The following is a 15,406-nucleotide window of genomic DNA, read 5'->3' on the forward strand; positions in this document are numbered from 1 at the left end:
ATGAAGAGGAACATACTGCTTTCACCACCTCACTGATTCATACACAAGGAAGACACCATGAAAATCATCGTCATCGGCGCCAGCGGCGCCATCGGCAAGGAAGTGGCGGCACAATTGGCGCAAGGCCACGACATCATCAAGGTCGGCAGCAGCAGCGGCGACTTGCAAACCGATATCAGCGACATCGTGCAAGTACGCGCGCTGTTCGCCAAGACCGGCAAGGTCGATGCGGTAGTGGTGGCGGCCGGCAATGTGCACTTCGGCCCGCTGGCCCAGTTCACGCCGGAACAATTCCAGGTCGGCTTGAACAGCAAGCTGATGGGCCAGGTCAATGTGGCGCTGGTGGCGCAGGAATTCGTCAACGACGGCGGTTCGATCACGCTGACCAGCGGCATCCTTGCCGAACAGCCTATCCGCCATGGCGTCGCGGCCAGCCTGACCAATGCGGCGGTGGAGGGATTTGTGCGCGGCGCGGCGATCGAGCTGCCGCGCGGCCTGCGCATCAATGCGGTCAGCCCGACCGTGCTGGAGGAATCGCTGCCATCGTATGGCCCGTTTTTCCGGGGCTTCGAGCCGGCCAGGGCCAGCCGCGTGGCGCTGGCCTACGTGCGCAGCGTCGAGGGCGCGCAAACCGGACAGGTATTCAAGGTTTGGTAAGATTGATGGCCTGACTGGCGTGAATCAGGTGGTTTACAATAGCCGCCTTGGGAATCGCGGCGCCGCTTATCCGGCGCGCCGCTGTTCCGATTGAATTCACCACAAAGGTCACATGAAAAAAATCCTGCTCCCCCTGATGATGGCGGCCGTAGTCGGCGGCGCCTGTGCTGCACCGGCCCCAGCCAGCGTCGATGAATTGAACCGCATGAGCGCGCGTTACGCGCCGGTCCAGTTGACCGCCGATATTTCCGGTTTGTCGGCCGGCGACCGCAAGGCCATCGCAAAACTGGTCGAAGCGGCCAGGATCGTCGACGTGCTGCAATTGCGCCAGCGCTGGTCGGGCAATGAAGCATTATGGGCGGCCTTGAAAAAAGACCAGACTCCGTTGGGCGTCGCGCGCCTCGATTATTTCTGGCTCAACAAAGGCCCATGGTCGATCCTCGATGGCCATGAGTCTTTCTTGCCAGCCGAATACGCCGGCATGACGATCCCGGCCAGGAAGCCGGACGCGGGCAATTTTTATCCGGCCGGGACCAGCAAGGCCGCGCTGGAAAGCTGGATGGACGCCTTGCCAGCCAGGGACAAGCAGCAGGCGCAGTGGTTTTTCACCACCATTCGCCAGGGCAAGGACGGCAAGTTCAAGACCGTCAAGTATTCCGACGAATACAAGACCGAGCTGAAGCAACTGGCCAGGCTGTTGAATGAAGCGGCCGCCGCGACCGACAATGCGTCGCTGAAAAAATTCCTGACCTTGCGCGCCAAGGCTTTCCTCGACAACGATTACCTGCCGTCCGACTTCGCGTGGATGGACCTGGATGCCCCGGTCGATGTCACCATCGGGCCGTACGAAACCTATAACGACGAATTGTTCGGCTACAAGGCGGCGTTCGAGGCGTATGTGAATATCCGCGACCAGGCCGAAACCCAAAAGTTGAATTTCTTCGCCAAGCATATGCAGGAGCTGGAAGACAACTTGCCGCTGGATAAGCAATACCTGAACCCGAAAGTCGGCGCGCTGGCGCCGATGGTGGTGGTGAACCAGGTATATGGCGGCGGCGACGGCAATATGGGCGTGCAAACCGCGGCCTACAATTTGCCGAACGACGAGCGCATCATCAGCGCGCGCGGTTCGAAGCGCGTGATGTTGAAGAACGTGCAGGAAGCCAAGTTCGCCGCGACGCTGACGCCGATCTCGACAATCGTGCTGACCGAAGCGGCGCAGCAAGACCTGGATTTCAATTCCTTCTTCACCCACATCCTGGCCCATGAAATCACCCACGGCCTCGGCCCGCACGCGACCAGGGTCTACGGCAAGGCATCGACGCCGCGCCAGGATTTGAAGGAAACCTATTCCACCATCGAAGAAGCCAAGGCCGACATCACCGGCCTGTACGCGCTGGCCTACATGATGGACAAGGGCCAGTTGAACGATACGCTGGGACAAGGCGCAGTGGCCGAGCGCAAGCTGTACAACACCTTCCTCGCCTCCGGTTTCCGCACGCTGCATTTCGGCTTGACCGATTCGCATGCGCGCGGCATGGCGATCCAGATGAATTACCTGCTCGACAAGGGCGGTTTTGTGGCTTTGGGCGATGGCAAGTTTGGCGTCGATTTCAGCAAGATCAAGCAGGCGGTGGCCGACCTGGACCGCGAATTCCTGACCATCGAAGCGACCGGCGACTATGCCCGCGCCAAGGCCTTGATCGCCAAATACGTGGTGATCCGTCCTGAAGTGCAAGTCGCGCTCGACAAGATGAAGGCGGTCTCCAACGATATCCGTCCCGATTTCGCGACGGCCCGCGCGCTGGAGAGCGGTGCGGCAAAATAAGTCTCCGTTTCGCACCGGAAACGGCGGTTTGCGTAGGTGCAGCCGTCGTTTTTTTTCACTTCAATTAGCTGTCGGCAAGAGTGAAAGTCTTGTGGTACAGTCATTTCAGTTGCAGTATTGGAATTATGCGCAAGCTTGCGCATCAATAAAAACACTTTGCGCATAGCGCATTTTTTCAACAGAGACAAGAACACATGCAGATCGAAGGTATGAAAATCAGCAACCGCCTGGCGCTCGGCTTCGGCGCCGTATTTGCATTGATGGTGATCCTGACCGGCCTCGCCATCCTGCGGGTGCAAAGCATCGACACCATCCTGACCGGCATCAGCGACGTCAACAACGTCAAGCAGCGCTACGCGATCAATTTCCGCGGCAGCGTGCATGACCGGGCGATCGCCGTGCGCGACGTGGTGCTGGCCGCCGACAAGGGTGCGGCGCAGCCGGAAATCGACAAGATCAAGACGCTGGCCGACAATTACGCCAAATCGGCCGGCCCGCTGGACCAATTGCTGGCCAGCGCCGGCAACACCAGCGACGCCGAGCGCAGCGCCCTGGTCGCCATCAAGGCCAGCGAAGCGAAGACGCAGCCGCTGATCGACAAGCTGATCGCCCTGCGCCTGGCCGACAATGTACCGGACGCGACTGAATTGCTGCGCAGCCAGGCCGCGCCGGCGTTTGTCGAATGGCTGGCGTCGGTCAATAAGATGATCGACCTGGAAGAAGCGATGAGCCAGGAGCAAGCCGCCGAGGCGCGCCAGGTGGCGCGCAATTTCTTCTTCTTCATGGTCTTGCTGTGCGCCAGCGCGATCGCGATCGGTACCACGGCGGCGATTTTCATCAGCCGCGGCCTGTTGAAACAATTGGGCGGCGAACCCGAATACGCGGTGCAAATCGCCGGCAACATTGCCGCAGGCAATCTTGCGGTGGTCATCGATACCAAGGCTGGCGACCAGTCCAGTTTGCTGTTCGCGATGCGCGGCATGCGCGACAGCCTGGTCAATATCGTGGCCCAGGTGCGCAGCGGCACGCTGACGATTTCGCAGGCGTCGGCCGAGATCGCCGCCGGCAACCTGGACTTGTCGGGTCGTACCGAACAGCAGGCCGGCACGCTGGAAGAAACCGCGTCGTCGATGGAAGAACTGACCAGTACGGTACAGCAGAATTCCGACCATGCGCGGCAAGCCAATCAACTGGCGCTGTCGGCGTCGGCGGTGGCGGTCAAGGGCGGCGCGGTGGTGTCGGAAGTGGTGCACACGATGGCGTCGATCAATGAATCGTCGAAACGCATCGTCGATATCATCGGCGTGATCGACGGCATCGCCTTCCAGACCAATATCCTGGCCTTGAACGCGGCGGTCGAAGCGGCGCGGGCGGGCGAGCAGGGCCGTGGTTTCGCGGTGGTGGCGACCGAAGTGCGCAACCTGGCGCAGCGCTCGGCCTCGGCGGCGAAAGAAATCAAGACGCTGATCGGCGACTCGGTCGAGAAAGTCGATACCGGTGCCAAGCTGGTCGACGAAGCTGGCGCGACGATGTCGGAAATCGTCGACAGCGTCAAGCGCGTGACCGACATCATGGCCGAGATCAGCATGGCCAGCCAGGAGCAGACCCAGGGCATCGAGCAAGTCAACGCCGCCATCGGCATGATGGATTCGGTGGTGCAGCAAAACGCCGCGCTGGTCGAACAGGCCACGGCCGCCGCTTCGGCGCTGGAAAACCAGGCCGGCAACCTGGCGCAAGTGGTCAGCATCTTCAAGCTCGATGGGCATGCCGCGCCGGTCGTCGCTGCCGCCGCGCTGCGGCCGGCGCCACGCCAGCCGGCCAAGGTTGGCAAGCTTGCCAAGGTTGCCCAGGCAAGCACGGCGCCGAAACGCCTGGCTGCCGGCGCCGCGCCGTCGCGCAAGCCTGGCGCCGATGAGTGGGAAGAGTTTTAAGCGGCGCTTGCCGCAGCGGAATCCAGGCCGGTGGCGACACCGGCCTTTTTTTCGCCGCTGTTGTCTATTTTGCCTTGTGGAAATACGCGGACCGGCTACTCTATAAGCAATAAAAAGTTACTTTTAGGAACTTGTTGTTGTTTCATGGAAATATTGTCATGTTCAAGTCCGTGGCATTTGCCGGTTTATCTTTACTTTGCAGCACTGTTTCAGCAGGACCGGGCGATTTGACCGACACCGAATCGCGCTGGCTGCGCGCCGCTGCGCCCGTGATCGAGTATGCACGCCAGATCAAGCTGCCGCTCGACATCATTGTTCAACCGCAACAAGCGCCGGACGCGGTGCCGCTGGCGCTCGGTTTTGCCGGCGGCCGCTGCAAGCTGGTGCTGTCGATGCGTGGCAATCCGCAAGCCGAGACCATCGTGCAAGCGGTGCCGGCCGCCCAGCGCGACTGGATGATTGAAGCAATGACGGCGCATGAAATCGGCCATTGCTGGCGCTACGCCCAAGGCGACTGGCACCGCACGCCGAGCGGTTTTGTCGAGGCGCCGGAAGGTTACGCCTATCAGCCTGACTTGCAGAAAGTCGCGCAGGAAATTCGCGAAACCCGGCGTGAAGAAGGTTTTGCCGACCTGGTGGCGCTGGCCTGGACCCGTGGCCGCCATCCCGAGCAATATGGCGCGGTGTATGCCTGGATGGAAGATGTGCGCCGGACACAGCCGCTGGCGGGCGGTTCGCACGATACGCTGGCATGGCTGGGGCTGGTCAAGGATGGCGCCGTTTTTACTGTTTCCGATTCACCTTTTGATCAGGTGCAAGACTTATGGCGGGAAGGTTTGATCAAGGACAAATGACCCGTCATGAGCGGACAGATAGCGGTACACGATTTCCCGGAACGGTACGTTCACGCACAGAGAGCGGCGCCCATCAGGCGTCTAATCTCTTCGTCAACCTAACCAGAAAGGGAACATCATGAATAAAGTCATCTCGCTTGTGCTGGCAGCCAGCGCTTCCGCTTTGTTGGTTGCCTCGCCTGCTATCGCACAACAAGCCAACCAGTCCACCCAGGCCAGCGGCGCCAGCTACAAAAACCTGACCGACAAGGCCTCTAGCGACTACAAGGCCGCCAAAACGGCGTGCGATGCCAATAGCGGCAACGCCCGGAAGGTGTGTGTCGAAGAAGCCAAGGTGGCCCGCGCCAAGGCTGAATCTGATGCTGTCGCGCAATATCGCAACACCCCGCGCGAGCTGAGCAAGGCCCGCAAATCGGTGGCCGACGCCGAATATGATTTGGCCAAGGCAAAATGCGGCGAGCGTAGCGGCAGCGACAAGACGGTCTGCACCAACCAAGCCAAAGCGGCCCGCGACACGGCCTTGGCCGCCGCCGACAGCGGCACGCCAGATGGCGGCGCAGCGGCAACCGGCCAGGCGCAAAACCAGAACAATGCCAACCCCACCGCCGGCAGCAGCACCGCCCGCACCGCCGTGGCCGATACCGTGATCACCACCAAGATCAAGGCCGACCTGGTCAAGGCGCCGGATTTGAAGGCGCTGGACGTGCATGTCGAAACCGTCAACGGCGTGGTGATGCTGAGCGGTTTCGTGCCGTCGCAAACCGAGGCCAACAAGGCCGTGGCGCTGGCGCGCAGCGTTGAAGGCGTGACCGATGTAAAAAGTGCATTGAAAGTAAAATAAGCGGCAGTACAACAACGGGGATGGATGGCGGGGCGCCGTCCATCCCCGTGTTGACAACGCTGTCCCGCGCTGCCCCATCCTGTGTTTTCCTGTCGCTAAATAACCACTGCTTGATACAGTAGTTTCCACAAGTAAATAAAACGATGTATGCTTGACTATTTATTATCAATCATAGCGGCCGTTTGTATTTATGATGATCATCATATAAAATGAACGGCACCGATATATCTATACTCAAGGACATCCATGTTAGCCCTACCGTTTTCAGACTGGCTCAAGCAGCGCGGCATCCATTTTGGCTGGGTCATCGTTGTTATCACTTTCCTGACCGCGCTGACCTCGTCCGCAGCACTGGGTTTGCCCGGTGCGATGATGCAGCCGCTCAGCAAGGAGTTCGGCTGGGACACCGAGCAGATCTCGTCGGCGCTGGCGGTGCGTTTTGCGCTGTTCGGCTTGATGGGACCGTTCGCCGCGATCCTGATGGAACGCTTCGGCTTGCGTAATGTGATTTGCGTCGCGCTCAGCCTGATCGCCGCCGGCATGTTGCTGGCGACGCGCATGACCCAGTTCTGGCACTTGCTGGCGCTGTGGGGCATCTTGCTCGGCATCGGTTCCGGCCTGACCGCGCTGGTGCTCAGCGCGGTGGTGGCCAACCGCTGGTTCGACACCCATCGCGGCCTGGTGATCGGCTTGCTGACCGCCAGCTCGGCCACCGGGCAATTATTGTTCCTGCCGTTTGGCGCGTGGCTGATCGAGCATTTCGGCTGGCGCAGCGCGGTGCTGCCGATCTTTGCCATTTGCGCGCTGGTGGCGCTGCTGGCGTTCCTGTTCATGCGCAACCGTCCGCAAGACGTCAACCTGATCGCCTATGGCGCCGACCCGGCCGTCGCGCCTGCACCTGCGCCATCGGTCAAAGTCACGTTCGCCACGCCGTTCCAGATCCTGCGCAGCGTATCCGGCAACCGCACCTTCTGGATCTTGTTCGGCACCTTCTTCATTTGCGGCCTGAGCACCAATGGCTTGATCCAGACCCACTTCATTTCATTGTGCGGCGATTCCGGCCTGTCGGCGGTGCCGGCCGCGTCGGTGCTGGCGATGATGGGCGCGTTCGACCTGGTCGGCACGGTCTTGTCCGGCTGGCTGTCGGACCGTTACGACAACCGCAAGCTGCTGTTCTGGTATTACGCCTTGCGCGGCTTGTCGCTGTTCTGGCTGCCGTATTCGGAATTCACGCTGTACGGCCTGTCGCTGTTCGCGATGTTCTACGGCCTGGACTGGATCGCCACCGTACCGCCTACCGTCAAGCTGGTCGGCAGCACGTTCGGCAAGGAACAGGCCGGCATGGTGTTCGGCTGGATCTTTGCCGGCCACCAGCTGGGCGCCGCCACGGCGGCGTACGGCGCTGGCCGTATCCGCACCTTGATGATGACGTATAACCCGGCCCTGTTCGCCGCCGGCGCCGCCTGCCTGGTGGCGGCCTTGATGGTAATGGCCATCAAGCGCCAGAAGGCGCAGGTCCAGCCCCTGGCCAAGGCGGCGTAAAAAAACCGGCCCGGTCGGCAGACCGGGCCGGCTTGGCTGACGTCGAGGCAGCGGCGGATTACTTCAGGTATTTGGCCAGCCAGCCTTGCACTTCGCTGTAGAAGTAACGGCTGTTTTCACCCTTCATGATCCAATGGTTTTCGTCCGGGAACACCAGCAGCTTGCTCGGCACGTTCAAGCGTTGCTGGATGGCGAAATTCATCAGGGCATTATTGGCCGGCACGCGGTAATCCAGCTCGCCGACCGAGATCAGGATAGGCGTCGTGAAACCGGTGCCTTTTTCATGATTGCCAGCCTGCAGCGCCGGGCTTTGCTCGCGCCATACCGGCGCATTGCTCCAGATCGTACCGCCGGCATTGACTTCGCGTCCCAGGCCGCCATCGCTGGTGCCCCATTGCATGACCAGATCCATTTCACCGGCATGCGAGACGATCGCCTTGTAGCGGGTGGTGGTCGCTTGCAGCCAGTTGGCCAGGTGGCCGCCGTAACTGGCGCCGCCGGCCGCCAGCTTGCTGCCGTCGATGAAGGGATATTTGTTGATTGCTTCGTCGACCGCCTGGTTGATCTCGTCGGCCGGTCCCTTTAATGGATCGAACTGGATCGCACGCGCAAATTCCTCGCCATAACCGGTCGAACCTTTGTAGTCGGTCAGCAAGACGATATAGCCGGGCTGGGCCAGCAAATGATAATTCCAGCGCAGCACGAACTGGTCGCGCCACATGCTGGCGGCGCCGCCATGGATCACGGCGAACAGTGGATATTTCTTGCTCGGATCGAAGTTGGCCGGCTTGACGATCATATTGTGGATCTGGCGGCCATCGGCCGCCGTGAACCAGAAGTGTTCCGGCGCTTGCCAGTCGATCGCCGCGGCCTGCCCGGTATTGAACGTGGTCAGGCGTTTCGGCGCGCCATGGAAGGAATAGATTTCCGGTGGATTGATCGACGATTCCCACACCCCGACCAGCGCCTTGCCGCCGGCGCTCAGCGCACCGATGCTGCCGGTCGCCGCCGATGGCTCGTCGCGCACCTCGCCACCGCTGTAATTCATCGAATACAATTTTTCCAGGCCGGCATGTTCGTAGGTGAACACGATGCGCTTGCCGCCATCCGGCAGCACGAAGCGCGAAATCGAACGGTCCAGCCTGGCGCTCAGCACGCTCGGCTGCGGATGGGCCAGCGGCCATGCGAAGCTGGCCAGCCGCTTCAGGTCGTAGACCTTGTCCGGCGTTTCTTCCGACGTCAGCGTGAACAGCGTCTTGCCGTCGGCGGAGAATTTCAGCGAACCATAGCTGCGCTTGTCTTGCGTCAATTGGCGGGCTTCGCCGCCGTTGACCGGTACGCTAAAGATTTGCGCATCGCTGTAAACGCGGGCGATTTGATCGCGGTTGGTCGAGGCGGAAAACACGATCGACTGGTTGTCCGGCGCCCAGATCGCGTCGAGCGACTGGCCTTCATCGCCCTGGCCGCCGCCAAAGCCCGGCAGCGCCGCCAGTGTGGTGCCGGCCAGGATATCGCGCGGCGTGGCGCCGGCTTGCGCATCCATCACGAACAGGCGTACCTGTTTGTCGGTCAGCCATTTGTCGAAATAGCGCGGCGGATACGTTTCATAGGCGCGCGCGCTGTATTTGCGGTCCTTGCGTTCCTTGGCCGATTGCTTGATGTCTTCTTCGCTGGTGTCGCCAGCATAGATATCGCTGACGAACAGCAATTGTTTGCCGTCCGAGCTCCATTTCGGCTGGCGCGCGCCCATCGTCAACGTGGTCAGGCGTTGCGCCTCGCCGCCGCCGGCGATGTCGAGGCGGTAAATCTGGCCCGCTTCATCGCCGTCGCGCTTGGCGACAAACACCAGTTGCCGGCTGTCCGGCGACCAGGCCACGGCGCTTTCGCCACCCTTGGTAAACGTCAGGCGGCGCGCCGGCGTGTCGTCGGTCAGCGACTTGATCCACAAGTCCGACCACTGCTCCTTGCTGTCGTAGGCGCTGTCGAGCACGGAAAACACGGCCCACTTGCCGTCCGGGCTGGCAACGGGAGCGCCGACCCGTTTCATCAGCCATACATCCTGGTGGGTGATCGCATGTTTCGCGGCCGGCGTGGCGGCGTTGGCGAGCGTGGGTAAAGCAGGAAAAAAGGCGGCGGCGATCAGCAGCGCGCCGGCTTGATGCCGCAAATGGGGAAATATCATATGGCCTGGTCCGTTAGTCAGTAAAAGGAGCGACAGCAAATTCTCGTCAAGTATAAAATTGTCGACGGCCAATATTATCCCGCATTTGTGGCCTCTCAGACAATTTTTAGAGAGGGGCAAGGCGTGGTTGCCGAATTTAATATTGCTATTGGCAAGTCGGGACTTCCCTAAAATTTTATGTATTCGCTATCAATGAAAAACTCTTTCACTCAACTGACATCCATGCTGCTGTTCACCGGTTTGCTGGGCGCACACGCCATGGCGGCCGATACGGTCCCGTATCCGAATACCAGCGCAATGGGGATCGACCATCCCGAAACGGAAGCCTGGTACAAGCAATGCGTGCAGGTCGCCAAGGTCATGCCGCCGGCCGCCGATGTGGGGGCCGCCGCGCCGGCCGATTGCAATGCCGAAGACTTGTATTACGACACCAGGAGTTTGCCGGCGGCCAGCCAGGCCGACTGGCAAAACGTGCGTGCCTGCGCCATCGCGAAGAAGAACGGCAAGGTCTTGATGATGTTGTATGCGAATGGCTTTGGCGTGGCGAAAAATTCGCCGCTGGCGGTGAAATACGCGTGCAGCATTGCCGCCGCGCCGGCTGAAATGAGCGGCCGCATCGAGCATCTGAACGACATTGCCAGGAAAGGCGGCAAGGAAGCGTTTGACTTGTGCGACGACATCACCAGCGGCGCCATGATGGGGTATTGCCAGCAGATCAGCGAACGGCAAGCCGCCAAGGCGCGCGGCCATCAAGTGAACAGCGTGGCCAAGACCTTGCCGCCGGCGCAGCAGGCGGCCCTGAGCGAGGTGCAAAAGGCGCTGCAGGTATTTGCCGATGGCCGTGGCCGCGATGAAACGGATTTGAGCGGCACTGCGCGCGCGGCGATGTCGATCGCGGCGACGTCGGCCGAACTGGATGTATTTGCCAAGGATTTGCAGAAATTCGAGCAGGGAAATACGCCGCGTTATAGCAGCGCCGGATTTGCCGACGCCGATAAAAAGCTGAATGACGCCTATCGCAAGGTGATGAATGCAAAAGATGGCGGCGGCTTCGGTACGGTGACCAAAGACGGCATCAGAAATACCCAGCGCGCCTGGTTGAAATACCGCGATGCGATGGTCAAATTCGGCGTGTTGAAATATCCGAAGGTGGCGGCCGATTCGTGGAAAACGCTGCTGACCGAACGCCGTACGCAGCAACTGGATGCATTGGTCTCCCAGTAATCAATGTTGATGTAATCATCAGGTAACTTTTCATCGTCATGATGACGGATCATTATTTTTATAAAATATGGTTCGCTTAAACAGCATCTGCGGACGCTGTTGATACGGCCCTTCGGAGGTCATTCATGACAAGTAAGTTCGCAATGCGCCCGCTATATGCCGGCGCATTTTTATGCGCGGCTTTATTATCGGCCTGCGGCAGCAGTTACGATATCGATCCGCCGCCAGCGCCGGCCGCGCCGAATCCCGGCGTCGCCTTCATGACCGACGTGCACTTTGAAAACGTGTATGGCGATTTGAAAAGCACGCAGTTTTCCGGCATTCCGACCAAGGATGGCAAGAATGCGACCATCCGCACCATGTATGCGCAATTGACGTCGACCCGCCTGTTCAACGAAAACTATTTTGCCTTCCGTTCCGCGCTCGACGACGCCTACGGCAAGGGCATCACACTGGTGGCGCTGCCGGGCGATTATTCCGACGATGCGCAGCCGATCAATATCGACGGCATCAGCGATATCCTGCGCGAATACCAGGCCAAGGGCATGCGCTTCTTTATCGCGCCGGGCAACCACGACCCGAATGAACCGTATGACGATGACGAAGCCGGTAAAAGCGATTTCCTGACCAAGGACGGTAAAGAGCAAAAAGTCTTCGCGACCGGCAATGCAGCATGCAAGGCCAGGGACGCCAGCGTGGTATGTACCGACCAGTTGAAGGAACAGGGTTATGAAAGCCTGATTACCAAGCTGGCCGACTTCGGCTATATGCCGAACAAGAATGACGTGTATTGGGAAACGCCGTTTGGTCTGTATGCGAATAATCAGTACAGCTATGCGGACGCGGTGATCAAAGGCGACTTGAAAAACCGCCAGTTTGAAATGTGCGCCGAAGGCGAGGGCGGCGCTTATCGTGCCGCCGGCGAAAAGGCGCTGGGCAAGCCTTATACCAAATGCAGCAATATCATCGACGCCAGTTATCTGGTGGAGCCGGTAAAAGGCTTGTGGTTGTTGTCGATCGACGCCAACGTGTATATCCCGAACGGTAATTTCGATCCGGCCAATCCTAAATCCTTCAAGGGCTTCGACGGCGCCGGCAATGCCGGCTGGAACAAGGTACTGACGCATAAAAAACACCAGATCGAATGGATCAAGTCGGTGGTCGAACGGGCCAAGGCGCAAGGCAAGCAATTGATGGCCTTCTCGCATTATCCGACCATGGATTTTTATGCCAACCAGACCGGCGCGATGAAAGCCGTATTCAAGCCGGGCGCGTTCCAGACCGCGCGCGTGCCGGATGCCGCGACCACCAGCGCGCTGGCGGCGACCGGTTTGCGCCTGCACATCGGCGGCCATATGCATTTCAACGGCACCAACGATTTCCAGGATGCCGCCGGCAACTACCTGGTCAACGTGCAGTCGCCGTCGCTGGCGGTGTATGGCGCGTCGTACAAGATCGTCAATTACAAGGATAGCGACACGGTCGACGTGCAAACCGTCGCGCTCAATTCGGTGCCGCGTTTCAAGGAATTGTTCCCGCTGTACCAGGTCGAATACGATTACCTGCAAGGCAGCACGGCTCCCGGCGATATCAAGAAACGCTGGAACCGCGCCGTGCTCGACACCACCTCGTACGGCGACTTCACGCGCTTCTATTTCGGCGAATTGTCGCGCCTGCGTTTCATGGATGAATACTGGCCATGCGAAATGAAGGAAGCGGCGACGGCGCTGGATGCCAGGCAAATGCTGATCCTGTCGCAATTGCAAACTCAGGTCACCTTGGCGCAATTGGCGCAAGTGCCGGGGGTGGTGCCGATCAGCGCCAGTTGCGCGGCGAAGGGCGTGGCCGGCGGCACGCCGGTGCCGGCCAGCCAGTTGACGGCAGACTGGGCCGCCGCCACGGTTAAAGCCGCTACGCTGGCGACGGCCGCCGGCCTGAAGCTGGACGACTTCGCGGCGATCAGCGCCTACGACTTCCATGGCGATTTCCACCGCACCGTGTACGCCGGCGAACTGGCCTTGCGCGACATGGGAACATTGCGCGTGAACCAGTACAAGGTGCTGATGTCGGCCTTTCCGGCCAACCCGGCGCCCATCGCCAGGATCGGCGACTTGCCATCGGACCAGAACGCCGTCAACGTCCTGTTCCAAAACCAGTTCAAGCAAGTGTTTGCGATCTTCAAGGGATTGGGTTCGGCCAAGCCGAGCGACCATTTCGTGATCGATTTCAAGGCCAGGAAATTGAGCAACGCCAATACGACGGCGCTGAGCTTTAATTAAGCTGTTTTTGACGGCAAAGGGCGGCCGCATTGTGCGGCCGCTTTTTTGCTTGAACATCAAGCGAAATGAAAAAAGCCAACCCCTGGAGGTTGGCTTTTCTGTACTGCGCATTCGTGGTAGGCCGTGCGGGATTCGAACCTGCGACCAACGGATTAAAAGTCCGCTGCTCTACCAGCTGAGCTAACGACCCGAAAGAGGCCGCATTATATATCAGTTGAAAAATTATGCAAAGACTTCCATCAAAAAGTTCACATAAAATCAGTGTGGGATGGCGTTATGATAAGGCTGCCGTCACTTTCAGCACTTCTTCCTGCGTGGTCACGCCTTCGATGATTTTCAGCGCGCCGGCGATGCGCAGCGGTTTCATGCCGTCGCGGATGCTTTGGCGGCGCAAGGCGTGGATGTCGGTATCTTCCTTGACCAGCTGGCTGAACGCTTCCGTGATGCTCAGCAATTCGTAAATCCCGGTGCGGCCGCGGTAGCCGGTCTGGCGGCATTCCGGGCACCCGACCGGACGGTACACCTTGGCCGGCTTGGCCAGGTTCCACGCACCGCCCAGGCTGCGCCAGATGTCGTCGTTGATCTCGCCATCCTGGCTTTTGCAATCCGGACACAGCGTGCGCACCAGGCGCTGCGCCATCACGCCGATCAGCGTCGCTTCCAGCAGGTAATATGGCACGCCCAGTTCCAGCAGCCGCATCACCGCCGACGGCGCGTCGTTGGTATGCAAGGTGGACAGCACCAGATGGCCGGTCAGCGCGGCCTGGATCGCCATTTCGGCGGTGGCCAGGTCGCGGATTTCGCCGATCATGATGATGTCCGGGTCTTGCCGCATCAATGCCCGCACGCCATCGGCGAACGACAGGTCGATGCCGGGCTGTACTTGCATCTGGTTGAACGCGACTTCCACCATTTCGATCGGGTCTTCCACGGTGCACACATTCACTTCCGGCGTGGCCAGCGCTTTCAAGGTGGTGTACAGCGTGGTGGTCTTGCCGGAACCGGTCGGCCCGGTGACCAGGATGATGCCATGCGGACGGCTGGTCAGCGCATCCCAGCGCGATGCGTCGTCCGGCGGGAAACCCAGTTCGGGCAAGGTCTTGACCACCACTTCGGGGTCGAAGATGCGCATCACCAGCTTTTCGCCGAAGGCGGTCGGCAGCGTCGACAAACGCAGTTCGATTTCCTGGCCGCCGGCGGTGCGGGTCTTGACGCGGCCGTCTTGCGGGCGGCGTTTTTCAATCACATCCATGCGGCCCAGCAATTTAATGCGCGCCGTCATCGCCAGCAAGACGACCGCCGGTACTTGGTAGACCTGGTGCAAGACGCCGTCGATACGGAAACGCACCGAGCCGATGTCGCGTTTTGGCTCCAGATGAATGTCGGATGCGCGCTGTTCGAATGAATATTGCCACAGCCAATCGACAATATTGATGATGTGCTGGTCGTTGGCATCGACTTGTTTATTGCTGCGCCCCAGCTCGACCAATTGCTCGAAGTTGTTACGCAGCGCTAAATCCTGGCCAGTCGACTTATTGGCGTTCTTGATCGACTTGGCCAGGCTGAAAAACTGTGAAATGTATTGGGCGATATCGAGCGGATTGGCGATCACCAGCTTGATGGTGCGCCGCGATACCTTGATGATCTCGCTTTCCCAGTCGAGCGCAAACGGTTCCGCGGTGGCGATCACCAGCGTGTTGTGGGTCAATTCCACCGGCAAGATATTAAAACGCGCCGCATAACTGGCCGACATCACGTCGGCCACCTTGGTGAAATCGACTTTCAGCGGGTCGATGCGCATGAAGGGCAGGCTGGCCTTGCCGGCCAGCCATTCGCTGAGGAAATCGAGCGTCAGCAGTTTATGCGGAGGCAAGGCCGACAACAGCTTGCAATGGGCCACGGCGCACAGCGGGTGCATATTGCCGATGGTATTCTTGAGGATCCCTTGGGCCTGCGCAAACACCGTCTTGACGTTGGCGGTCGCGACCAGGCCGTCGGCCAGCAGCCAGGTGAAGATTTGTTGCAAGTCGAGTAACTTGGGCGGCGCATTCTTCATCGGCTGCTCTCT

At 59.8% G+C, this 15,406-nt stretch carries 10 protein-coding genes and 1 tRNA gene; 8 read left to right on the top strand and 3 right to left on the bottom strand.

Annotation, left to right across the window (positions count from 1 at the left end; translation table 11 throughout):
- Nucleotides 1–57: 57 nt before the first annotated feature.
- From GJA_RS05280 to GJA_RS05305, 6 genes are all read left to right on the top strand, one after another.
- On the top strand, nucleotides 58–657 hold the full coding sequence (locus GJA_RS05280; protein ID WP_038489523.1) for a short chain dehydrogenase: 600 nt from the start codon (nucleotides 58–60) through the stop codon (nucleotides 655–657).
- A gap of 112 nt (nucleotides 658–769) precedes the next feature.
- Nucleotides 770–2,485, top strand: coding sequence for a dipeptidyl-peptidase 3 family protein (locus GJA_RS05285; RefSeq protein WP_038489526.1), 1,716 nt, complete (start codon nucleotides 770–772; stop codon nucleotides 2,483–2,485).
- A 209-nt stretch (nucleotides 2,486–2,694) separates the two neighbouring features.
- The gene (locus tag GJA_RS05290) at nucleotides 2,695–4,416 is read left to right on the top strand and encodes a methyl-accepting chemotaxis protein (RefSeq protein WP_038498814.1); all 1,722 of its coding nucleotides are present in this window, start codon (nucleotides 2,695–2,697) and stop codon (nucleotides 4,414–4,416) included.
- A 227-nt stretch (nucleotides 4,417–4,643) separates the two neighbouring features.
- A complete protein-coding gene (locus GJA_RS05295) occupies nucleotides 4,644–5,270 on the top strand; it encodes a hypothetical protein (RefSeq protein WP_242404452.1) in 627 nt (208 codons plus the stop codon).
- Between the two features lie 118 nt (nucleotides 5,271–5,388).
- Nucleotides 5,389–6,111 carry a BON domain-containing protein gene (locus GJA_RS05300; RefSeq protein ID WP_038489532.1) on the top strand — a complete coding sequence of 241 codons (723 nt, stop codon included), beginning with the start codon at nucleotides 5,389–5,391 and terminating at the stop codon, nucleotides 6,109–6,111.
- Between the two features lie 246 nt (nucleotides 6,112–6,357).
- Nucleotides 6,358–7,653, top strand: coding sequence for an MFS transporter (locus tag GJA_RS05305; protein WP_038489535.1), 1,296 nt, complete (start codon nucleotides 6,358–6,360; stop codon nucleotides 7,651–7,653).
- A gap of 58 nt (nucleotides 7,654–7,711) precedes the next feature.
- On the opposite strand, the gene GJA_RS05310 is transcribed toward GJA_RS05305, so the two are convergent.
- Nucleotides 7,712–9,835, bottom strand: a complete 2,124-nt coding sequence (locus GJA_RS05310; RefSeq protein ID WP_051780344.1) for a dipeptidyl-peptidase 5 — start codon at nucleotides 9,833–9,835, stop codon at nucleotides 7,712–7,714.
- Nucleotides 9,836–10,057: 222 nt separating this feature from the next.
- On the opposite strand from GJA_RS05310, the gene GJA_RS05315 reads away from it, so the two are divergent.
- Nucleotides 10,058–11,059: a lysozyme inhibitor LprI family protein gene (locus tag GJA_RS05315; RefSeq protein ID WP_051780346.1), complete on the top strand. Its 1,002-nt coding sequence runs from the start codon at nucleotides 10,058–10,060 to the stop codon at nucleotides 11,057–11,059.
- A gap of 125 nt (nucleotides 11,060–11,184) precedes the next feature.
- Nucleotides 11,185–13,338 (top strand): metallophosphoesterase family protein, encoded by a 2,154-nt coding sequence (locus tag GJA_RS05320; protein ID WP_038489537.1) that lies wholly within the window; start codon nucleotides 11,185–11,187, stop codon nucleotides 13,336–13,338.
- 114 nt (nucleotides 13,339–13,452) lie between these two features.
- Here GJA_RS05320 and GJA_RS05325 read toward each other — a convergent pair.
- Together GJA_RS05325 and tfpB are read right to left on the bottom strand one after the other, a co-directional pair.
- Nucleotides 13,453–13,528, bottom strand: a tRNA-Lys gene (locus GJA_RS05325).
- A gap of 84 nt (nucleotides 13,529–13,612) precedes the next feature.
- Nucleotides 13,613–15,394 carry a type IV pilus assembly ATPase TfpB gene (tfpB, locus tag GJA_RS05330; RefSeq protein ID WP_038489540.1) on the bottom strand — a complete coding sequence of 594 codons (1,782 nt, stop codon included), beginning with the start codon at nucleotides 15,392–15,394 and terminating at the stop codon, nucleotides 13,613–13,615.
- Nucleotides 15,395–15,406: the final 12 nt, after the last annotated feature.

The sequence above is a fragment of the Janthinobacterium agaricidamnosum NBRC 102515 = DSM 9628 genome (assembly GCF_000723165.1).
Classification (GTDB): domain Bacteria; phylum Pseudomonadota; class Gammaproteobacteria; order Burkholderiales; family Burkholderiaceae_D; genus Janthinobacterium; species Janthinobacterium agaricidamnosum.

What these genes read in the sequence shown, in the direction of transcription:
- GJA_RS05280 (WP_038489523.1), top strand. Translation starts at nt 58, where the DNA reads ATGAAAATCATCGTCATCGGCGCCAGCGGCGCCATCGGCAAGGAAGTG.
- GJA_RS05285 (WP_038489526.1), top strand. Translation starts at nt 770, where the DNA reads ATGAAAAAAATCCTGCTCCCCCTGATGATGGCGGCCGTAGTCGGCGGC.
- GJA_RS05290 (WP_038498814.1), top strand. Translation starts at nt 2,695, where the DNA reads ATGAAAATCAGCAACCGCCTGGCGCTCGGCTTCGGCGCCGTATTTGCA.
- GJA_RS05300 (WP_038489532.1), top strand. Translation starts at nt 5,389, where the DNA reads ATGAATAAAGTCATCTCGCTTGTGCTGGCAGCCAGCGCTTCCGCTTTG.
- GJA_RS05305 (WP_038489535.1), top strand. Translation starts at nt 6,358, where the DNA reads ATGTTAGCCCTACCGTTTTCAGACTGGCTCAAGCAGCGCGGCATCCAT.
- GJA_RS05310 (WP_051780344.1), bottom strand. Translation starts at nt 9,835, where the DNA reads ATGATATTTCCCCATTTGCGGCATCAAGCCGGCGCGCTGCTGATCGCC.
- GJA_RS05315 (WP_051780346.1), top strand. Translation starts at nt 10,058, where the DNA reads ATGCTGCTGTTCACCGGTTTGCTGGGCGCACACGCCATGGCGGCCGAT.
- GJA_RS05320 (WP_038489537.1), top strand. Translation starts at nt 11,185, where the DNA reads ATGACAAGTAAGTTCGCAATGCGCCCGCTATATGCCGGCGCATTTTTA.
- tfpB (WP_038489540.1), bottom strand. Translation starts at nt 15,394, where the DNA reads ATGAAGAATGCGCCGCCCAAGTTACTCGACTTGCAACAAATCTTCACC.